This window comes from Deltaproteobacteria bacterium GWA2_45_12 (genome assembly GCA_001797365.1).
Lineage (GTDB): Bacteria > UBA10199 > UBA10199 > UBA10199 > UBA10199 > UBA10199.
Genome location: MGPH01000006.1, coordinates 41,781 through 60,281 on the forward strand (window position 1 = coordinate 41,781; position 18,501 = coordinate 60,281).

Sequence of the window (18,501 nt, forward strand, 5' to 3'; positions counted from 1 at the left end):
AGGAAACGGTGGGAAAAAAATAGTAACTAACGGCTCCCTAGCGCGCTCCCTTTGTCAAGTCAATGTTAAACCACTGAAAATACTCATCATTTTAACGCACCGCATAAAATAAAAAGCTTGGCCTCCCCATTTGTTTGAAGTATGAGCTAAGGGTTTTCTTTATGTAAGGTAAGGGCAATTCATGAATTGCCCTTACAAGAATGGTCCCTTACACGTTTTTCAAGTATGCTTAAAAAATTGAACCAAAAAATCCTGATGATCATCCCCTTTCTTTTTTTTGTTTCTGTTTTAAATGCCTGCCATTCTGAAAAATCGGTACGGACGTCACACAAAACAGCCCAAAGCCCGCGCGAAAAAATGGTTTCCCCCCTTTATTTCAATTTGGGAGAGGATAAAATCACCGACATGAATCTGATTGCCCGCAATGCCTCATGGCTTAAGGCAAACTCCGGAACCATTCTTCTTCTTGAGGGACATTGTGATGACCGTGGTAGCGCCGACTATAATATTGAATTGGGCGATAAAAGAGCCCGTGCCGTCATGAAAGAATTATTGGCCTTGGGAGTCAGTGAAAACCAGATCGTGGTGGTAAGCTACGGTAAAAACCATCCTGCCACTACAGAAAAAACAGAAGAAGCCAAATCCAAAAACCGGCGTGTCGAATTTGTTGTTCGGTAACAATGAAAAAAATTCTATCATTTGTTTTTTGTCTTTTCTGCCTGAGGGCCGAAGCCGGAAACCTCACCTTAATCTCCGTTCCCCTGGAAAACTATCAACCTGAAAAAACAAAAAATCTCATTGTAGCGATTAAAAACAACTTGGCCCAACGAAGAATTCAGACAAGTATTGCCCAACCCGTTTCTGAAACATTATCCGGCTCTATCAATCGGGCTATGGATGATCAGTTTAATTTTAGTGATGAAAAAGCGGCTCAAACCCTTCAAAACGCCATCCAAACACTTAAGCCCGAACAAATGACGCTTAAAGATCTTTCCTCGCTAGCTCAAGCCCACCTTCTGTTAGCCTCAAGCTATAAGAATCTTGGGAAAATGCAGGAAATGAATGCGGCCATGATCGAAGCGGCCCGCTTAAACCCCACTCTCAATTTAAGTGAAATGCAATTTCCTCCTTCACTCATTGGTTATTTTGAAAAAGCCAAGGACAAGGTATGGAAAGAGGGCGCCATGGGGCAAGTGACTATGAATACCCTTCCTGAAAAGGGAAAAATTTTCATCAATGGTTTTTTCAAGGGAGTAGCTCCCTTAAGACTGGAACATTATCCCACCGGAAACCACTATGTCACAGCCGTATGGGGAAAAGAAAACTCCACCAAAAAGATAAGAATCGGGACTGGGCTCACTTCTCTTACATTCAAACCAAGCACGAGCTCTGATAAAAAAAAGATCCTCACCCTAAAAAATTTCCGTTCCCAAAAAGAATGGCTTGCCGAGCTCACCCCCCATCACGAATCTTCCCTGGGAATTTCAGTGGTATCTGATTGGAAAAAAAATGAAATGTCTGTTTTGTTCCATCCTATAAACTGGAATAAGGAAAAGGCGGAAGTAGTCGTATTTAAGGAAACAAAGGCCTGGAACAAAGTAGCTGCGGAGTTGTTCAAGTAATTTACATGCGTGGCTTCACATTCCCCTCAATCCATTTCACAATATCCCTTGTATCCGCGCCAGGAGTGAAAACCTCGGCTACACCCTGTTTTTTCAACCCACTGATTTCATCGGGCGGGATAATGCCCCCGCCAAAGACAACAACATCGCCGATTCCTTTTTCCTTCAAAAGACGGATGACTTCCGGAAACAAGAAATTATGGGCGCCGGACAAAATGGAAAGGCCGATGGCGTCCACATCTTCCTGGATGGCCGTGTTCACGATCATTTCAGGGGTTTGATGAAGACCGGAATAGATGACTTCGTAGCCGGCGTCCCGAAGAGTGCGGGCGATAATTTTAGCCCCCCGATCATGGCCATCCAGGCCGGGCTTGCCGATTAAGATGCGTAATTTTTTTTTCATAATTTTAATAGGGGCGCGCCAAGGGGCGCCCCTACTATCAATATATTCCAGGATCATGATATTCTCCATAAACCTTTCGAAGAACATCGGCCATTTCACCCACCGTGGCGTAGGCTCTGGCAGAATCAAGCAAGGCGGGCATGATATTTTGGTCATTTAAGGCCGCCTGCCTTAAAGCATCCAGACTTTTCTGGACAAGTTCGACATTGCGCACCGATTTCAATTCTTTCAGGCTCTGCCTCTGGCGCTCTTCAATGGCCGCCGAGTCGATCTTTAATATTTCAATGGGTGGCTCGTTTTCAAGCACAAAGTCGTTAACCCCCACAATGATTTTCACCGAACGTTCCACCTGGTTTTGATATCGGTGGGACGCATTGGCAATTTCCATCTGAGGGTACCCGTTTCGGATGGCGGGTATCATCCCCCCCATGCGATCGATTTTACGAATATAATCCAGCGCCTCTTTTTCCATCTTGCTTGTAAGAGCCTCGACAAAATAGGAACCCCCCAAAGGATCAATCGTGTTGGTGACTCCACTCTCGTAGGCAATGACCTGCTGGGTACGCAAAGCAATCCGCACCGATTTTTCGGTGGGAAGAGCGAAAGTTTCGTCCATCGAATTGGTATGAAGTGATTGGCACCCCCCCAACACCGCGCCCAAAGCCTGCAAAGTGGTGCGGATGATATTGTTTTCGGGCTGCTGGGCTGTGAGCGAACAACCCGCTGTTTGTACATGAAAACGGCATTTCCATGATTCAGGCTTTTTGGCCTTAAACCTCGTTTTCATCAAACGGGCCCACAGGCGTCTGGCCGCACGGTATTTGGCCACTTCTTCAAAAAGATCCATGTGCGCATTAAAAAAGAAGGAAAGTCGCGGGGCAAAATCATCCACCTTCATCCCACGTTCAATACAGGCTTGGACATAGGCCACACCGTCAGCCAGTGTAAAGGCCAACTCCTGAACGGCCGTAGAGCCTGCTTCGCGAATATGATACCCGGAAATGGAAACCGGATTCCATTTGGGGACCTGCTTGGAACAAAATTCAATCATGTCCACCACAATTTTCATGGCGGGTTCGGGCGGAACCAAATACGAATTCTGGGCGATGTATTCTTTTAAAACATCGTTTTGAATGGTGCCCCCCACCTTAGTCCAGGGAACATTCTGTTTTTCGGCACACACCAAAAAGAAAGCCAACAAAATGGAAGCCGGGCCGTTGATGGTCATGGAAACAGTCACTTTATCCAAAGGAATCCCGTTAAAGAGAGTTTCCATGTCGGCCAAGGAATCAATGGCCACCCCGCAAACACCCACTTCACCCCGCGAACGAGGGGAATCAGAATCGTAACCCATCAAGGTGGGAAAATGAAAAGCCGTGGAAAGACCCGTTTGACCTTCTTTTAAGAGATAATGAAATCGTTGGTTGGTGTCGTGGGCCGTTCCAAAACCGGCAAACTGGCGCATGGTCCACAAACGCCCACGATGCATGCTGGGATAAACCCCACGCGTCAACGGGAATTCACCGGGAAACCCCAGATCAGTTCGGTAAGAAAACTTTTTGAGATGTTCGGGGGTGTAAAGACGTTCAATGGGTTCGGAAGAGAGAGTTGTGAATTCCGAAAGGCGTTCGGAAGATTTTTTTAAAAATGGCTTTAGAGTTTCTTTCTCCCATTTTTTCCTTTTCGAATTGTTGTTTTTTTTACGGGAAACCATAAAAATCTATCCCGATTTCTATCCCCCTTTAAAAAAGGGGGACACAGGGGGATTTTCCCCGTATTTTTCACAAGAGCCAATCAAGCAAAATCGGGACCGGGAACAAATCCCCCTTGATCCCCCTTTTTTAAAGGGGGAAAAGTTTATTTCAATAAATGTCGTGCTATCACCAATCTTTGAATTTCAGAGGTGCCTTCATAAATTTCTGTAATGCGCGCATCACGCAGCAAGCGTTCCACAGGATATTCACGGCAATAACCATAGCCTCCATGAATCTGCACCGCCTTATTGGTGACAAAATTAGAGGTCTCGGATGAAAAAAGTTTGGCCTGGCAGGCTTCCATGCTGCAGGGTTTTCCTTGGTCTTTAAGCCACGCAGCTTTCAAGGTAAGAAGACGGCTGGCTTCAATACGTGTGGACATGTCCGCCAACATCCATTGAATGGCCTGAAAATTGGAAATCGTCTGACCAAAGGCTTCGCGCTCTTTGGCATATTTAATGGCTGCTTCCAATGCCGCCCGTGATATCCCCATGGCTTGGGTGGCAATGCCCACACGGCCGTAATCAAGCGTGTTCATGGCAATGGAAAAACCCTCCCCTTCCTTTCCCAACAAATTTTCACCCGGCACTTCGCAGTTATCAAGAATGATCGAGGAAGTAGAAGAAGCCCGAATCCCCATCTTCTTTTCCACCTTCCCCACCGAAAAACCCTTGAAGGTTTTTTCAACAATGAAAGCGCTAATCCCCTTGGCACGCTTGGCCTTGTCCGTCATGGCAAATACGACCATGGCATCGGCATTGGGACCGCTGGTGATGAAATTTTTGGTGCCGTTTAAAACATAAACATCCCCTTTTTTAACAGCCGTTGTTTGCTGATTGGCCGCATCCGAACCGGTGCCAGGCTCAGACAAACAATAAGCGCCCAATTTTTCACCGCGGGCAAAGGGAATTAAATGTTTTTTCTTTTGTTCATCGGTTCCAAAACGGCTAATGGGCCCACAGTAAAGGGAATTATTCACCGACATGGTTACCCCCGTTGAGGCGCATGCCGCTGAAATTTCTTCCAGGGCTAAAACATAGGAAACCATATCCAGCCCTGCCCCGCCCCACTGTTCAGGGACCATCATGCCCATCAGCCCCAGCTCGCCCATTTTTTTAAGGTGGCGGGAAGGAAACTCGGCTTTTTCATCCAATTCGGCGGCAAAAGGAGCCACTTCATTTTGGGCAAAATCACGGGCCATGTCCTGAATCATTTTTTGTTGTTCATCGAGTTGAAAATGCATATTTCTTCTTTCGTAGGGGCAATCAAACTCTGCTCCCTGAGCGGAGTCGAAGGGAGTTAACACCCACCCCTCGACTTCGCTCGGGGACCACGAGTAAGCCCATACAATTATTTTCCCGTAAATTGTGCCGGTCTTTTTTCCAGGAAAGCCTTGATGCCTTCATTCTTGTCGCTTGTGGCAAAGGTGATGGGAAATGTGCATGCTTCAAGAGCCAAGCCGGAAACAAGATCCAAATCACTTCCATCATTAATGACTTTTTTGACCAAACTAATTGCAACGGGCCCTTTTTTAAGAATGGTTCCCAAGGTCTTTTTCACATCTTCCATAAGGCTGGCCGGCTCACACACTTTATTGACAATGCCTAATTGGCAGGCCTCATCGGCATTCAGGTTTTTAGCTGAAAAAATAAGTTCCTTGGCCCTATTGCGCCCCACCAAACGGGAAAGTCTTTGGGTTCCACCAAACCCGGGAAAAATTCCCAGATTCACTTCAGGCAAACCCAGCAAAGCCGTTTTTGAAGCGTAAATAAAATCACAAGAAAGAGCCAACTCCAAACCACCTCCCAAGGCAAAACCATTTACAGCGGCAATTACCGGGTGAGGAAAAGTTTCAATCGTGCGCATGGTGGCATGCCCCAATTCAACAAACTCTTTGGCTTTAAGAGCGGGCATGTCCTGCATCGAAACAATATCGGCCCCGGCCACAAAGGCTTTATCCCCCGAACCCGTAATGATGACGGCTCTCACTTCAGGCTTGACGCTCAAGTCCTGAAAAGTCTGAGCCAGCTCTTTAAGAACTGTATCATTTAAAGCATTAAGCGCCTTGGGGCGATTAATGGTGACCGTGGCAATTGAATTTTCAATGTTTAACAAAATGGTTTCCATCGTTTTCTCCTTTGTCTTAATTCGACGTAGGGACAACCCTAGGGTTGTCCCTACAGTTCATAATCGTAAAACCCTTTTCCCGACTTCACTCCCCAATATCCCGCCTCCACATATTTTTGCAAAAGCAGCGAGGGAATGTATTGGACTTTGCCGGTTGACTGATACAAAGAGTAAAGAACCCGATTCACATAATCCAAACCGATGGCATCGGCCAAGGCCAAAGGTCCCTTTTTCAATAAATGACTTTGCTCAAAAGAGCGATCCACTTCTTCAGCGGTAGCGACCCCCTCATAAAGAACCTGAGTCGCTTCATTGATGGCCAAAAACAAGATTCGATTCAAAACAAAACCTGGAAAATCGTTAGATATTATATATTTGATTGATAACTTTGAAAGAAAAGATTCAACCATGCCTACAATCTCGGATGATGTTTTAACTCCACGAATAATTTCACCAAAACCAAGGGGCTCAAGCCCCCCTACAAACAGGTTTATTCCCACTGTTCTTTTAGGTTCACCACAGGCCTCTCCCATTTGAGTTAAAGAACCATGGGATTTTAACGAAACCAAAATCACTTTGGGATTTAAGACATCGGCGGCCTCTTTTAGTGTTTCGACACCGTTTAAACTGGCATCCAAAAATAAATCAACCTGGCTTGCGGCTTTTAAATCGTAAGCCAGATGAATTTTGGACAAGATATTGGTCTGTTCTTCTTCAGAAGCATTTCTTGAAACCAAAATCTTTTTAATCTGCAAAACAATTTGTTCCAGATTGGCCTTTTGGGCATCAACTAAAGTCACAGCCATTTTGGCTTGGACGCTTTGAATGGCCAAAAGAGGCACACTAGAAATGGCCCCTAAACTTGAATCAATCCCTGCGATGGCAATTTGTTCGGGCATAATCAAACCGATTCCACAATCAACGCAACCCCTTCTCCGCCTCCAATACAAAGCGAAGCCAGGCCGCGTTTGGCATTGCGTTTTTTCATGGCATATAAAAGAGAAACAAGAATCCGTGCGCCGGAAGCTCCAATGGGGTGCCCAATGGCCACCGCACCCCCATTGACATTCACCTTATCGGCAGGAATGCCCAATTTATTGTTGTTGGCCACGGCCACCACGGCAAAGGCTTCGTTTACTTCCCACAAATCAATGTCACTTACTTTAAGGTTTGCTTTTTTGAGGGCTTTTTCCATGGCCTCGGCAGGAGCCATGGTAAACCAATCAGGAGCAAGGCTTGCCTGGGCTTGGGCCACAATGCGTGCCAAGGGTTTTAGCCCGCGTTTTTTGGCCTCTTCCCCGCACATCACCACCAAGGCCGCCGCACCATCATTAATGGAAGAAGCATTACCAGCGGTCACCGTTCCTTCTTTATCAAAGGCGGGCTTTAAGTCTTTAAGCTTGGCAATGTTCCCACGACCGGGTTCTTCGTCAGAATCAACAACGGTGTTTCCTTTTTTGGAAACAATGGTCACGGGGGCGATTTCATCCTTGAACACACCATCCTTGACCGCAGCTTGCGCGCGACGATAGCTCTCTGCCGAAAATTCATCCTGCATTTCACGCGTTATTTTGTATTCGCGGGCACATTTTTCGGCAATGCTGCCCATGTGCAAATTATTGTAGGGATCCCACAAACCATCATGGACCAAAGTATCCAAAACCTTGCCGTGGCCCATACGAAAACCATTCCGCGCCTGGGGCATGGAATAAGGGGCATTCGACATGCTTTCCATCCCGCCAGCCACCACAATTTTGGCATCGCCAGAACGGATAATCTGGTCGGCCAACATCACACTTTTAAGGCCCGAACCGCACACCTTGCCAATGGTCAAAGCCGCCGTTTCATTGGGAAGCCCGGCACCCAAAAGAGCCTGACGGGCCGGAGCCTGCCCGACTGTAGAGGTAAGCACACAACCCATGATCACCTCTTCAACTTCATTGGGCTTTAACCCGGCACGATGAACTGCTTCTTTAATGGCCACCGCTCCCAATTGAGGAGCCGTTACACCGGATAAAGAACCCAAAAAAGACCCCACGGGGGTACGTGCTGCCGCAACAATCACAACTTCCTTCATAAACCCTCCTTTTACCGCGCCATAGCCAAGGCTACGGCGGGTTTATCTCGCCAAAAGTCCCGCACCTCGGGACGAAGACGGAATTAAAAATTTTGAATTAAAAGCCTCAGTGATGTAACAAATGATAAAAATCTTAGCAACTTTTTTCCCAGACAAACAAAAATGCCAAATCGTTTGGGAAACAGTTTGCCTGACGACTCCCTTTTAAGGTATTTGCTACCCCCTGATGAAAAACCATCCCAAAGGAATGACTCTCACCGAACTTGTTGTCGTGATTTTGATTGTTTTGGCGATGGTGCTGGTTTCGATTCCGCTGTTTCTTAAATTGCGCAATAGGGATGCCCCTACGCTATCTCATGCAATCCTTTCCCCGCTCCCACGAGCGACGAGCAACGAGCTACATTCCCCTTATAGCACGACACCCAGCACAGCCACAAAATGAGCGGCAGCGGCCAGAAGGACAAAGATATGCCAGACTTCATGAAAACCGAATTTACCCGGTATAAAGTTGAATATTTTGGTGATGTAGACAATGGCCCCAAGGGTATAGATGACGCCGCCGATAATGAGCCAGCTAAATACCCAGGCAGGAAACGCCGTAAGTAATTGTCCGCTTGCCCCAACGCATAACCACCCCATGACAAGGTAAATGCCCGTATTCAACCAGCGCGGAGCATGGATCACGAAAATTTTGACAACAATGCCGATCAATGCCAGCGACCAAATAACGGTCAGCATGCCCCATTTCCAAAAACCCACAAAAGCATTGATGCAAAAGGGCGTATACGTTCCTGCAATCAAACAATAAATGGCGGCATGATCAATTTTACGGAAAATTTCCAATGCTTTGTCTTTCACACACACCATGTGATAGGTGGCACTGGCTGAAAATAAGAACAGCAGGCTCACGCCGTAAACAACCAATGAAACAACCTTGGCGGTTGTCCCCCAGCCGACAATGAGTAGAATAATCAATCCGATCAACGCAAGCACAGCGCCACTCCAATGGGTAAGACTATTAACGGGTTCACGTATTTTTTTTAACATTTTGATTTCACCATTCAGGGATACACCCCAATTTATCTTACTCCCAAAACACTCACCAACCATGTACTAAGCCATGGAACATAGGTGATGACAAGAAGACAGAGAAACATGATCACCAAATACGGGATGGCAATTCGATACAATTCGATGATCGAACGCTTGAAACGGAAGGAAGAAATGAAAAGATTTAATCCCACGGGCGGTGTCAAATAACCAATTTCCAAATTGGTAAGGAAAATAATTCCCAAATGCACCGGATCAACTCCGTATCTGTAGGCAATGGGCGTAATAATGGGAACCACCACAATCGTGGCTGAAAAAATATCCATCAGACAGCCCACAATCAAAAGGAAAATATTAAGCAACACAAGGAACATGAGCTTGCTTGAAATATACTGGCTCACCCAATCAAAAATCCGCATGGGAACCTGGGCATCGACAATATAATTGGTCATCCCCATGGCCACACCCAAAATAATAAGAATGCCTCCCACAAGAACCATCGACTCACGAATGACACGCGGGATATCCGTGAACAATTTCAGGTCGCGATAAATAAAGACTTCCACAATAAAAACATACATGGCCGTAACCGCAGCAGCTTCACTGGCGGTAATAAGCCCCCCATAAATACCGATGATAATGATGAACGGCAAAGGCACTTCCCAGGCAGCGGCCTTGATTGCCTTGATGATATTTCTGCCATCAAAAGGAACACGGGTTACTTTACTTTTGACACCAAAATAAATGCTATAAGCAGACAAACCCAGCATCAGGACCATGCCGGGAAGAATGCCTGCCAAAAACAATTTATCGATGCTTACCGAGGCAATAAGTCCGTAAAGGATCAGCGGAAGACTGGGCGGAAAAAGAAGCCCCAAACTACCACAGCTTGTCACCAGCCCCATGGAAAATTTGTCCGGATATTTTTCCTTGACCAAAATGGGATAAAGCAACCCTCCCAAGGCAATAATGGTGACCCCACTGGCTCCGGTAAAAGCCGTAAAAAAAGCACAGGCCAGAATCGTCACCAAGGCCAATCCCCCGGGCATCCATCCCACAAAGGCCTGGGCCACATTCACCAAACGCTTGGGCGTACCGCTTTCAGCCATCATGTAACCGGCAAAAGTAAACAAGGGAATCGTGATCAACGTGGGGGCCGAGGCCATGCGATAGAACTCGATCATGATGGCCGAAGTATCAATGTTTACTTGATGAAACGAATAAAGGGCCGTGGCCCCAAAGATGATGAATAAGGGGGACCCAATAATGGCAAAAAGCACAAGGATGATTGTTGTACTCATAAAGTTTAAAGTTTGATTTTAAGAGAGATGTCAATTTCAGGTGTATGGATGGGCTTTAAGTCTTCCACTTTTTTACCGCCAAATTTCAAGAATATTTCCAAAAGCCGGACCACATAACGGAACGCAATCAGATAAAACCCCAGCGGCATGATGATTAAAAAATACCAGTTGGGCACATGACCGAAAAGAAAAGTGTTGGCCATTTTTTCATCGTGCATGAAACGATAAGCGGCATTTGCCAAAAGAGTGCATACCAGAATACAAAAAATCGTCACAAAAATCTGGATGATGGGATGAAATTTTTTGGGGATGACATTTAAAAGCGCATCAATCTTGATGTGACGGTCGTCCTTGGTCGAAAGAGTGGCACCAAAAAAACCGATCCACAATACAAGATGCCTGGCAAACACATCGCCCCATCCGATGGCAGTATCAAAAAAATTCCGCAAGATCACCTGCATGGAAGTCATCACCAGCATGACAATGAGAATAAGAATGAGAAGCCAGCCTTCAATACGGGCCAGCCCCCGATCAAGGGCGAAAATAAGTCTGAGTGGATTAAGCATAAAAGAAAAGGAGCACGGTTTTTCATCCCGCGCTCCTTTGGTTCATAAAAGAATAAAAATCAAGGGGCCGATGCCGCAAGCTGGGTCACCTTATCCAAAATGGCCTGGGAAAACAGGGCTTTTGAAACCAGTGTTGTGCCCACATCCTTGCTAATCGCCTGCAACTCCGCCAAAGCCTCGGGAGTCAACTGGTTTACCGTTAATCCCATGCCTTTTAACACCTCCAACGACTTCACATTGTCACTACGGCTATTGGTGATGAGCTTTTGCGATTCGGCAGTAATCACCTCTTTTAAAATTGTTTGATATTCTGGTTTTAAACTATCCCAGGTTGCCTTTGAAACAATAATACCCCCGGTGGCATCAACTAAAGGAACATCGGTGACATACTTGGTTTTGGTATGCCACTGGAAGGCAATGGCGCCCAAGGGCGGGGCATAGCAACCATCAATCAAGCCCGTCTGCAATGAGGTGAGCACATCGGTAAGGGCCAGGGGAATGGGAACAATGCCCAGTTTTTCAAACATGGTCTGAGCCAAAACATCGCCCTCCCACATCCAGAATTTAACACCGGTCAAATCGGCTTTTTTGGTAATGGGCTTGTTTGAAAAAATATTCACAAACCCCACTTCAGCCCAGCCCAAAAGTTCAAAACCTTTCTCACGGATTTTAGTTTCAAAATAGGGCCGCATTTCTTTCATGACATGATCAGCGGCTGAATAATTTTTAAACAAAAAGGGCAGCTCAAGCACACGGAATTCAGGTTCAATCATCCCCAAACCAACACCGGTCAGAGCGCCGCAGTTAAGCTGGCCAATGCGCATTTTGCGGACAACATCTTTTTCATCGCCGGCAGTCCCTCCGTAATACATTTTAAAAACCACTTTCCCACCGGTACGGGTTGCAAGCTCTTTACTCATGGTTTTTAAACTGTTTGTCATGGTGGTGCCTTCGGGCGCCAAAGTGGCACATTTAATAGTCACTTCTGGAACCACAGCAGCAGCTGGTGGCGGCGTTTGAGCCACAGACACCCTGGAAACAAAAACCAAACCAACAAGGCCCAAAAGAGCCAACTTCAATTTCATAAACATCCTCCATGTGCTGCCATTTTTCCGGTAAAGAAAAAACAACAGGCGATAAGGTTAAAAATAATTGGACTTGTGATCCAACAACCACCTGGCTCGAAGTTTGGCAATTTCGTTACCCAACCTTTGTTCAGGCAAAATATCATTGGGAGCTGCCAAAACCTCATTTAACAAAGACTCATACAAAGCTTCATCCTGGGTTTGCACCGCATAACTTTGGGCATACATCACCAAGGCCAGCAAAAACTTTCGTTGATAAGCCGCCAGGGCTTTTTCAAAATATTCTTTTGATTTTTGGGGATTCCCTCCGAACATTTGAGGGCGTGACCCAAAAGAAAACCCCATGAACATATTGGGGCCACCGTAAAAAAAGTTATCATCTAACTGCACCACACGTTCCATCATGGCTTCTGCCTTTGGAAATTCGGCAATGGCCAAGGGAGAATCCTTGTTCAAATTAATGTAGGCTCCCCAGTTCAAGGCCGTAAAAAACAGGGCCGGAACAAATTTGCGCCCCATTCCTTTCAGGGATTTTTTAAACGAGTCCAGATCTTTGTTGATTGTTTTTTCAAACCCGGCATTGCGTTCCAAAAGGCGCATGCCGTAATCTTTCCCCTTTAAATAAAATGACTGGGCCCTTCCCTTGTTAAGCTCGTATTTTTCAGGATCAACATCCTGATACTTTTGCATGTTCCATTCCAAAAAACCAAAGGCATAGTTGGCATAGGAACGGCTGAGCAAAAGAAGATAATTTTTGTTTTTGGGATTGTCGTGCTGGAAGGTCTCCATCATCTTGAGCATGGTAAGACCTGCTTCTTCACCAATACCCACATCGGATTCCATTTCAAAGGAAGGCGCTCCACCCTTCATGATTTGGGAAGTAATATCTGAGGCAATTTGTTTGGGGGTGCAGCTTGCTTGAAAATAAACGGACACGATGACCAGAAACGAAAAAACGACCCGAAAATGACGCATTGTTCCTTCCCTCTATTCTCTTAACATTTCCTTAAACACTCTTGGCGTAAGTAAACTCTCTCTAGGAACGTGTCAATGAATTTTTGGGTTAACTGGCAAGTATTTGTGAAACGAAGGTGAGCGTTTTCAGGGGTTTCCCGGCAATATGTTGCAGAAAATATTCAAGGGCCTGGCGAGCCTCGGTTATTTCAGGCTTTTTCCATGACGCACCACTCCATGACTGGGGTTGGTGAAGGGTTTCATGGAGAAGGCGTAAAATAACTCCATGACTTAAGGGAAACACCTTACCCTTTGATTCTTTGGCATGGGACAGAGGATCTTGTTTTGAAAAACACGAAGAACAAACAACCCCACCTTTTAGGCCGTAAAAAAAATAAGCGTTTTCTTTTTCAGAAAAAACATCGCGGCATTCTACACAAGATTCAAGAACCGGTTTGTATCCGGTAAGAGAAAGGACTGAATGCTCAAGAAGGGGAAGAAAATGGTCTTCCAAATTTTGAGGACTTTCAAACAAGGTCATGATCTGGATGAAAAAGGAATATATTTCGGGGCTGGCCATGTGTTCGGGGACAAATTCCGTCACCAGTTCGGATAAAAAACATACAAGAGCAAACTTGCTTAAATTGGCCCGGATCTTTTGGTATGAAAAAAGAAGTTCGGCAGAAGATAGCGAAACCAGGGAAGAACCCGGCTTCTCCTTGTAACAGATATACACCACACAGAACAAATCGAGGGCTGTTCCAAATCTCTTTTTTGAAACACGGGCCTTGGGAGCAAAACAAGACATTTTCAGTCCCGTTTCGGTAAGCAGGGTGACGATGAGATCATCTTCCCCATAGGGAATTTTTTTGAGGACAATGGCTTTGGCTTCGTGGAGCATGAATAAGACCTCAGTGTTTGTAAGGGCAATTCATGAATTGCCCTTACCGCACACTTTCAAAATGAGCCAGGGCTTTAAATTGGGAATAGCGTTGCCCAATTTCTTTTTCGGAAAGATTTTTGATACGTTCGCAGCTAAAGGCCTCCACATTAAAAGAAGCCATCACACTCCCGAAAATCACCGCCTGTTTTAAACTGTCGAAGGTAAAATTATCATGCTTAGCCAGATACCCCATCAACCCGCCAGCAAAGCTATCCCCTGCGCCTGTAGGGTCTTTGACATCTTCAATGGGCAGCCCGGGGGCTGAAAAAATTTCGTTTCCATGAAAAAGAAGGGCTCCGTATTCCCCCTGCTTGATGACAACCGTCTTGGGCCCCAAAGCCTGTATCTTGCGCGCTGCCTTGAGCAAATTGGATTCCCCCGAAAATAAACGGGCCTCCCCTTCATTGATGGTAATGAGTTGTACCTGGGGAAGCACTTTGGCCAAATCGTCTTTTTTGCTTTGAATCCAGAAATTCATGGTGTCACAGGCAATCAATTTTGGCTTTGAGACTTGCTTAATGACCTGGCTTTGCAGCACGGGGTCAATATTGGCCAAAAAGACATAGGGAATATTTTTAAACCCGGACGGAACTTGGGGAGCAAAAGATTCAAACACATTGAGTTCAGTCTTTAAAGTTTGGGCATTGTTCAGATCAGCCTCGTATTTTCCGGTCCAGCGAAACGTCTTGCCCGCAACACGCTGCAACCCCTCAACATCAATATGGCGCGATTTCAAAAACTGGATGTGTTTTTCGGGAAAATCTTCACCCACAACGGCCACAAGGTGAATATCGGTATAATAAGAGGCCGAAACACTAAAATGAGTGGCCGAGCCCCCCAGGCCTTCTTCAATTTTCCCAAAAGGCGTTGAAACCGTGTCCAAGGCCACGGAACCGATGACGAGAATGCTCATATGATTTCTCCTGATGTAGGGGCGCGATTCATCGCGCCCGCGTTATGGGCGTCATAAATGTCGCCCCTACGATAAATATTTCCCCACAATCAACTTCAACCTCTGCTTTGCGGCAGGCGATATCTTCTTCTTATCCGTTAAAATGGCGTGAGCCACGGCCTTATGGCATGGGCAAGCCGGCTCATCCTGCAAATGCGTCACACAATCACCAATAATTTTTTGGGCCATTTCAATATTTTGATGGAGCACGACCAAAATCTGGTCGGTAGTCACAGCTTCTTCGGATACATGCCAGCAATCATAGTCGGTGGACAAAGCCAGGGTGGAATAACAAATTTCAGCTTCACGCGCGAGCTTGGCTTCCTGCAAATTAGTCATGCCAATCACATCGGCGTTTAAACTACGATACCAGTGCGACTCAGCCCGTGTTGAAAAAGCGGGACCTTCCATGCAAACATAGGTCCCCGTCTTGTGAACAAAGGCCCTGGAACGCTGAGAGGATTCGATAAGCGCTTTTCTTATTCGCGCACAAACAGGATCTGCAAAACTGACATGGGCCACAATCCCTTTTTCAAAAAAAGTGGAGACTCTCTGACGGGTACGATCAATAAACTGGTCGACTGCCACCATGTGCCCGGGCTTTATTTCTTCCTTAAGCGAGCCCACGGCAGAAACGGAAATGATCTGGCTGACTCCCAATTTTTTCATTCCCCAAATATTGGCCCTGAAATTAATTTCGGTCGGATTAATCTGATGCCCTACTCCATGACGTGGCAAAAAAACAACGGGAACACCGGACAATTCGCCCATCATGAAGGAGTCCGAAGGTTTCCCAAAAGGTGTTTTAAGATTGATCTTTTTCTTAAGCACAAAAGCCGCCATGGCGTACAAACCACTGCCGCCGATAATACCTATAAGAGATTGGGGTTTTGTCATGGGGGAATGTTTTTAAACAAAAGAGGAGGGTAATGCAATTAATAAAACCGTAGGGGCGCTGCTTGCTGCGCCCTTCTCTGTATGGGGCGCACCAAGGAGCGCCCCTACGGATACGGAAACACAACTTGCTCAAAACTGGCTCCACTTATATGCTTCACATATGTTTGAACACATCAATTCCGAACAAATTCTAAAAACCCTCCTTAAAAAAGGAGGCGACTACGCTGATATTTTCTTTGAACACAACCAACAGACCTCCATCACCTGCGAAGACAAAAAGATGGAAAGCATTGTCTCGGGCATCAATCGTGGTGCGGGCTTAAGGCTTATTTCTAATCTTCACACAGCTTACGGCGCCACCAACAAGTTTGATTCACTTTCAAATCTGGGTGAAAGCCTGGCCGGAACTCTTCAAGCAAAAGATTTTTCCGGCGACATCCACTTAAGCACAATAAACCCAAAACTTTCCTTCCCTGTGTTGCAAACACCGGCATTGATCCCCACCAATCAAAAAGTGGCCATGCTTGAAAACTTAAACAAACAAGCCTGGGCCATGGACAAAAAAATCGTTCAGGTTCGTATTCGTTATGGAGATGGCCTTCGTCATACCGAAATAGCAACATCCGAGGGCCATTATGCTGTCAGCCCGCGCACTCTCCTGGTTTTGTCCATCACCATTACCATGTCCGATGGCGACCATTTTTTTACAGGATATGAATCAACAGGGGGCCACGGCGGTTTTGAATTGCTTACAGAACAGGCTTTAAATCAAACTCTTCAAAAAGCTGTTTTTCGGGCGCAATTAAACTTGAAGGCCAAAAGGGCCAAGGCCGGCACCATGCCTGTTGTCATTTCATCCCAAGCTGGGGGCACACTGGTTCACGAAGCTGTGGGACACGGGCTGGAAGCCGATCTGGCCTGCCAGGGCATGTCTGTTTATGGTGACAAAAAAGGGCAAGTGGTGGCATCTCCAAAAATTACGGTGGTCGATGACCCCACCCTTCCTCAAAAAAGAGGTTCTTATTTGTTTGATGACGAAGGGGTCCCCTCACAAAAAGCAGTGCTCATCGAAAATGGTGTTTTGAAAAATTACATGTTTGACCGTTTAACCGCCATGAAAATGGATTGTGCTTCCAATGGCCACGGTCGGCGTGAATCTTTTGAATATCGCCCCGTCGTGCGCATGGCCAACACTCTTATTCTTCCAGGGCAGGACAACCCGGATGAAATCATTGCCTCAGTAAACGATGGCCTCTTTGTAAAAATGATGGGGGGCGGCCAGGTCAACACCATCAATGGTGATTTCATGTTTGAAGTGACCGAAGGGTATAGGATCGAGAACGGAAAAATAGGCGAACCCGTGCGTGGAGCCACTCTTACAGGAAATGGCCCGGAGGTTTTAAAAATTATTGATAAAGTGGGCAATGACCTCGGTTTTTCCATTGGCACCTGCGGGAAAGACGGCCAAAACGCGCCGGTGTCGGACGCCATGCCCACCATACGCATTCCAGAAATGGTGGTGGGTGGAGTGGTGGAATAAAAATAAAATCATGCTGCCAGGCTAAATGGATGGCCCAAGCCAATAAACGCAAGCATCCGGCCATGGGTATCTCCCTTACGGTAAGAAAAAAACATATCGTGGTCGCACGAAGTGCAAAACGGTAAAATTTCGATGTGGGCTAAAGGAACACCCTCCGCTTTCAGCACAAGAACGCAGGCCCTTTTTAAATCGACATGCCCTTTCCCCTTTTTGTTTTTTTTCAATTTGAGATTATTTCCAAATTTACTTTTAAAAGCTTCCAAAACTTCCGGCCCCACTTCAAAACAAGCTTCGCAGAGGGAAGCTCCAATCGCCACCACACAGTCTTTTGGATCAACCTCAAATTTTTCCTTCATGGTTTCAAATGTATTTTCAATGACCCCCCCCACTAACCCCCGCCAACCCGCATGAATAGCAGCCAGAGTATTTGTGGCCGGATCAAACACAAGAAGTGGAACACAATCAGCGGTGCGGATGCCTATTAAGATCCCTTCTTGTTGGGTGACAAGAGCATCGCCTTCCTCCGCCTCAAACCCCCCTCTTTTCCCCTTTAATAAAGGGGGATGAAAGGGGGATTTTATAATTTTAACTTTATCCGAATGAATCTGCCTGAGCGTCACAATGGGCGATAAACCAACCTCGTTTTCAATGGCTTGGTAATCAAAACCAAAAACCCGATCGGTAAAACCGTGCACCAGTTCCGGGAATTGATTTAATAAAGAAGAGATGTGGATCATATTCTTCGTAGGGACAATCCTAGGATTGTCCCTACATTAATTTCAATACCTCCAAAAAATCTTTCGGCAACGGCGCTTCAAATTCCATCCATTTCTTTTTGATGGGATGCTCAAACCCCAAAATTTTGGCATGAAGCAGGGGATGCCCCACCGTTTGAAGCTGTGTTTTTAAATTTTTATCCTTCATTTGTTTAAGGCGGCTTTCATGGCTGCCATAAATTTCATCCCCCAGAAGACTATGTCCGCCGTCGGTCATATGCACCCTAATCTGGTGGGTGCGCCCTGTTTCCAACTGAATTTCAACCAAAGAGATCCCCTTTTCTTCCTTCAATACATGATAATGAGTCACTGCTTTTTTCCCCTTGGTGGAACTTACGGAATATTTCTTCCTATTTGAACTGCTTCGGCTCAAATAAGTTTCAATCGTTCCCTTTTCCTTTTTAAAACTCCCATAAACAAGGGCCCAGTAAATTTTTTTGAATTGATGATCTTT

At 45.9% G+C, this 18,501-nt stretch carries 18 protein-coding genes and 1 pseudogene; 3 read left to right on the forward strand and 16 right to left on the reverse strand.

What is annotated here, in order from left to right:
- The first annotated feature begins 225 nt into the window (after nt 1–225).
- Both A2048_02920 and A2048_02925 read left to right on the forward strand, forming a co-directional pair.
- Nucleotides 226–678, forward strand: a complete 453-nt coding sequence (locus A2048_02920) for a hypothetical protein (GenBank protein ID OGP10779.1) — start codon at nt 226–228, stop codon at nt 676–678.
- A 2-nt stretch (nt 679–680) separates the two neighbouring features.
- Nucleotides 681–1,622 carry a hypothetical protein gene (locus A2048_02925; protein OGP10780.1) on the forward strand — a complete coding sequence of 314 codons (942 nt, stop codon included), beginning with the start codon at nt 681–683 and terminating at the stop codon, nt 1,620–1,622.
- Nucleotide 1,623: 1 nt separating this feature from the next.
- Here A2048_02925 and A2048_02930 read toward each other — a convergent pair whose 3' ends face one another.
- The 14 genes from A2048_02930 to A2048_02995 form a co-directional block, all read right to left on the reverse strand.
- Nucleotides 1,624–2,028, reverse strand: coding sequence for a methylmalonyl-CoA mutase (locus A2048_02930; GenBank protein OGP10798.1), 405 nt, complete (start codon nt 2,026–2,028; stop codon nt 1,624–1,626).
- 34 nt (nt 2,029–2,062) lie between these two features.
- Entirely contained in the window at nt 2,063–3,739 is a 1,677-nt protein-coding gene (locus tag A2048_02935; protein OGP10781.1) for a methylmalonyl-CoA mutase, read from the reverse strand.
- Between the two features lie 143 nt (nt 3,740–3,882).
- Nucleotides 3,883–5,022: an acyl-CoA dehydrogenase gene (locus A2048_02940; protein OGP10782.1), complete on the reverse strand. Its 1,140-nt coding sequence runs from the start codon at nt 5,020–5,022 to the stop codon at nt 3,883–3,885.
- Nucleotides 5,023–5,129: 107 nt separating this feature from the next.
- Nucleotides 5,130–5,906 carry a hypothetical protein gene (locus tag A2048_02945; protein ID OGP10783.1) on the reverse strand — a complete coding sequence of 259 codons (777 nt, stop codon included), beginning with the start codon at nt 5,904–5,906 and terminating at the stop codon, nt 5,130–5,132.
- Between the two features lie 50 nt (nt 5,907–5,956).
- The gene (locus tag A2048_02950; GenBank protein ID OGP10784.1) at nt 5,957–6,805 is read right to left on the reverse strand and encodes a hypothetical protein; all 849 of its coding nucleotides are present in this window, start codon (nt 6,803–6,805) and stop codon (nt 5,957–5,959) included.
- A gap of 2 nt (nt 6,806–6,807) precedes the next feature.
- Nucleotides 6,808–7,983: an acetyl-CoA acetyltransferase gene (locus A2048_02955; GenBank protein ID OGP10785.1), complete on the reverse strand. Its 1,176-nt coding sequence runs from the start codon at nt 7,981–7,983 to the stop codon at nt 6,808–6,810.
- Nucleotides 7,984–8,391: 408 nt separating this feature from the next.
- On the reverse strand, nt 8,392–9,036 hold the full coding sequence (locus A2048_02960) for a hypothetical protein (GenBank protein ID OGP10799.1): 645 nt from the start codon (nt 9,034–9,036) through the stop codon (nt 8,392–8,394).
- Nucleotides 9,037–9,062: 26 nt separating this feature from the next.
- Nucleotides 9,063–10,334, reverse strand: a complete 1,272-nt coding sequence (locus A2048_02965; GenBank protein ID OGP10786.1) for a C4-dicarboxylate ABC transporter — start codon at nt 10,332–10,334, stop codon at nt 9,063–9,065.
- 5 nt (nt 10,335–10,339) lie between these two features.
- The gene (locus A2048_02970; protein ID OGP10787.1) at nt 10,340–10,900 is read right to left on the reverse strand and encodes a hypothetical protein; all 561 of its coding nucleotides are present in this window, start codon (nt 10,898–10,900) and stop codon (nt 10,340–10,342) included.
- A 59-nt stretch (nt 10,901–10,959) separates the two neighbouring features.
- Nucleotides 10,960–11,985: a hypothetical protein gene (locus tag A2048_02975; protein ID OGP10788.1), complete on the reverse strand. Its 1,026-nt coding sequence runs from the start codon at nt 11,983–11,985 to the stop codon at nt 10,960–10,962.
- A 57-nt stretch (nt 11,986–12,042) separates the two neighbouring features.
- Entirely contained in the window at nt 12,043–12,960 is a 918-nt protein-coding gene (locus tag A2048_02980) for a hypothetical protein (protein ID OGP10789.1), read from the reverse strand.
- Between the two features lie 88 nt (nt 12,961–13,048).
- Complete coding sequence (locus tag A2048_02985; GenBank protein ID OGP10790.1) at nt 13,049–13,840, reverse strand: DNA repair protein RecO; 792 nt, start codon at nt 13,838–13,840, stop codon at nt 13,049–13,051.
- A gap of 43 nt (nt 13,841–13,883) precedes the next feature.
- Nucleotides 13,884–14,795, reverse strand: a complete 912-nt coding sequence (locus A2048_02990; GenBank protein ID OGP10791.1) for a sugar kinase — start codon at nt 14,793–14,795, stop codon at nt 13,884–13,886.
- A gap of 66 nt (nt 14,796–14,861) precedes the next feature.
- Nucleotides 14,862–15,731, reverse strand: a complete 870-nt coding sequence (locus A2048_02995) for a methylthioadenosine phosphorylase (protein OGP10792.1) — start codon at nt 15,729–15,731, stop codon at nt 14,862–14,864.
- 160 nt (nt 15,732–15,891) lie between these two features.
- Here A2048_02995 and A2048_03000 point away from each other — a divergent pair, with 160 nt between their 5' ends.
- Nucleotides 15,892–17,271: a peptidase C69 gene (locus A2048_03000; GenBank protein ID OGP10793.1), complete on the forward strand. Its 1,380-nt coding sequence runs from the start codon at nt 15,892–15,894 to the stop codon at nt 17,269–17,271.
- An 8-nt stretch (nt 17,272–17,279) separates the two neighbouring features.
- Here A2048_03000 and A2048_03005 read toward each other — a convergent pair whose 3' ends face one another.
- The gene (locus tag A2048_03005; protein ID OGP10794.1) at nt 17,280–18,008 is read right to left on the reverse strand and encodes a hypothetical protein; all 729 of its coding nucleotides are present in this window, start codon (nt 18,006–18,008) and stop codon (nt 17,280–17,282) included.
- A 31-nt stretch (nt 18,009–18,039) separates the two neighbouring features.
- Nucleotides 18,040–18,501: pseudogene (locus tag A2048_03010) on the reverse strand (hypothetical protein).

What these genes read in the sequence shown, in the direction of transcription:
- A2048_02920 (OGP10779.1), top strand. Translation starts at nt 226, where the DNA reads ATGCTTAAAAAATTGAACCAAAAAATCCTGATGATCATCCCCTTTCTT.
- A2048_02925 (OGP10780.1), top strand. Translation starts at nt 681, where the DNA reads ATGAAAAAAATTCTATCATTTGTTTTTTGTCTTTTCTGCCTGAGGGCC.
- A2048_02935 (OGP10781.1), bottom strand. Translation starts at nt 3,739, where the DNA reads ATGGTTTCCCGTAAAAAAAACAACAATTCGAAAAGGAAAAAATGGGAG.
- A2048_02940 (OGP10782.1), bottom strand. Translation starts at nt 5,022, where the DNA reads ATGCATTTTCAACTCGATGAACAACAAAAAATGATTCAGGACATGGCC.
- A2048_02945 (OGP10783.1), bottom strand. Translation starts at nt 5,906, where the DNA reads ATGGAAACCATTTTGTTAAACATTGAAAATTCAATTGCCACGGTCACC.
- A2048_02950 (OGP10784.1), bottom strand. Translation starts at nt 6,805, where the DNA reads ATGCCCGAACAAATTGCCATCGCAGGGATTGATTCAAGTTTAGGGGCC.
- A2048_02955 (OGP10785.1), bottom strand. Translation starts at nt 7,983, where the DNA reads ATGAAGGAAGTTGTGATTGTTGCGGCAGCACGTACCCCCGTGGGGTCT.
- A2048_02965 (OGP10786.1), bottom strand. Translation starts at nt 10,334, where the DNA reads ATGAGTACAACAATCATCCTTGTGCTTTTTGCCATTATTGGGTCCCCC.
- A2048_02970 (OGP10787.1), bottom strand. Translation starts at nt 10,900, where the DNA reads ATGCTTAATCCACTCAGACTTATTTTCGCCCTTGATCGGGGGCTGGCC.
- A2048_02975 (OGP10788.1), bottom strand. Translation starts at nt 11,985, where the DNA reads ATGAAATTGAAGTTGGCTCTTTTGGGCCTTGTTGGTTTGGTTTTTGTT.
- A2048_02980 (OGP10789.1), bottom strand. Translation starts at nt 12,960, where the DNA reads ATGCGTCATTTTCGGGTCGTTTTTTCGTTTCTGGTCATCGTGTCCGTT.
- A2048_02985 (OGP10790.1), bottom strand. Translation starts at nt 13,840, where the DNA reads ATGCTCCACGAAGCCAAAGCCATTGTCCTCAAAAAAATTCCCTATGGG.
- A2048_02990 (OGP10791.1), bottom strand. Translation starts at nt 14,795, where the DNA reads ATGAGCATTCTCGTCATCGGTTCCGTGGCCTTGGACACGGTTTCAACG.
- A2048_02995 (OGP10792.1), bottom strand. Translation starts at nt 15,731, where the DNA reads ATGACAAAACCCCAATCTCTTATAGGTATTATCGGCGGCAGTGGTTTG.
- A2048_03000 (OGP10793.1), top strand. Translation starts at nt 15,892, where the DNA reads ATGTTTGAACACATCAATTCCGAACAAATTCTAAAAACCCTCCTTAAA.
- A2048_03005 (OGP10794.1), bottom strand. Translation starts at nt 18,008, where the DNA reads ATGATCCACATCTCTTCTTTATTAAATCAATTCCCGGAACTGGTGCAC.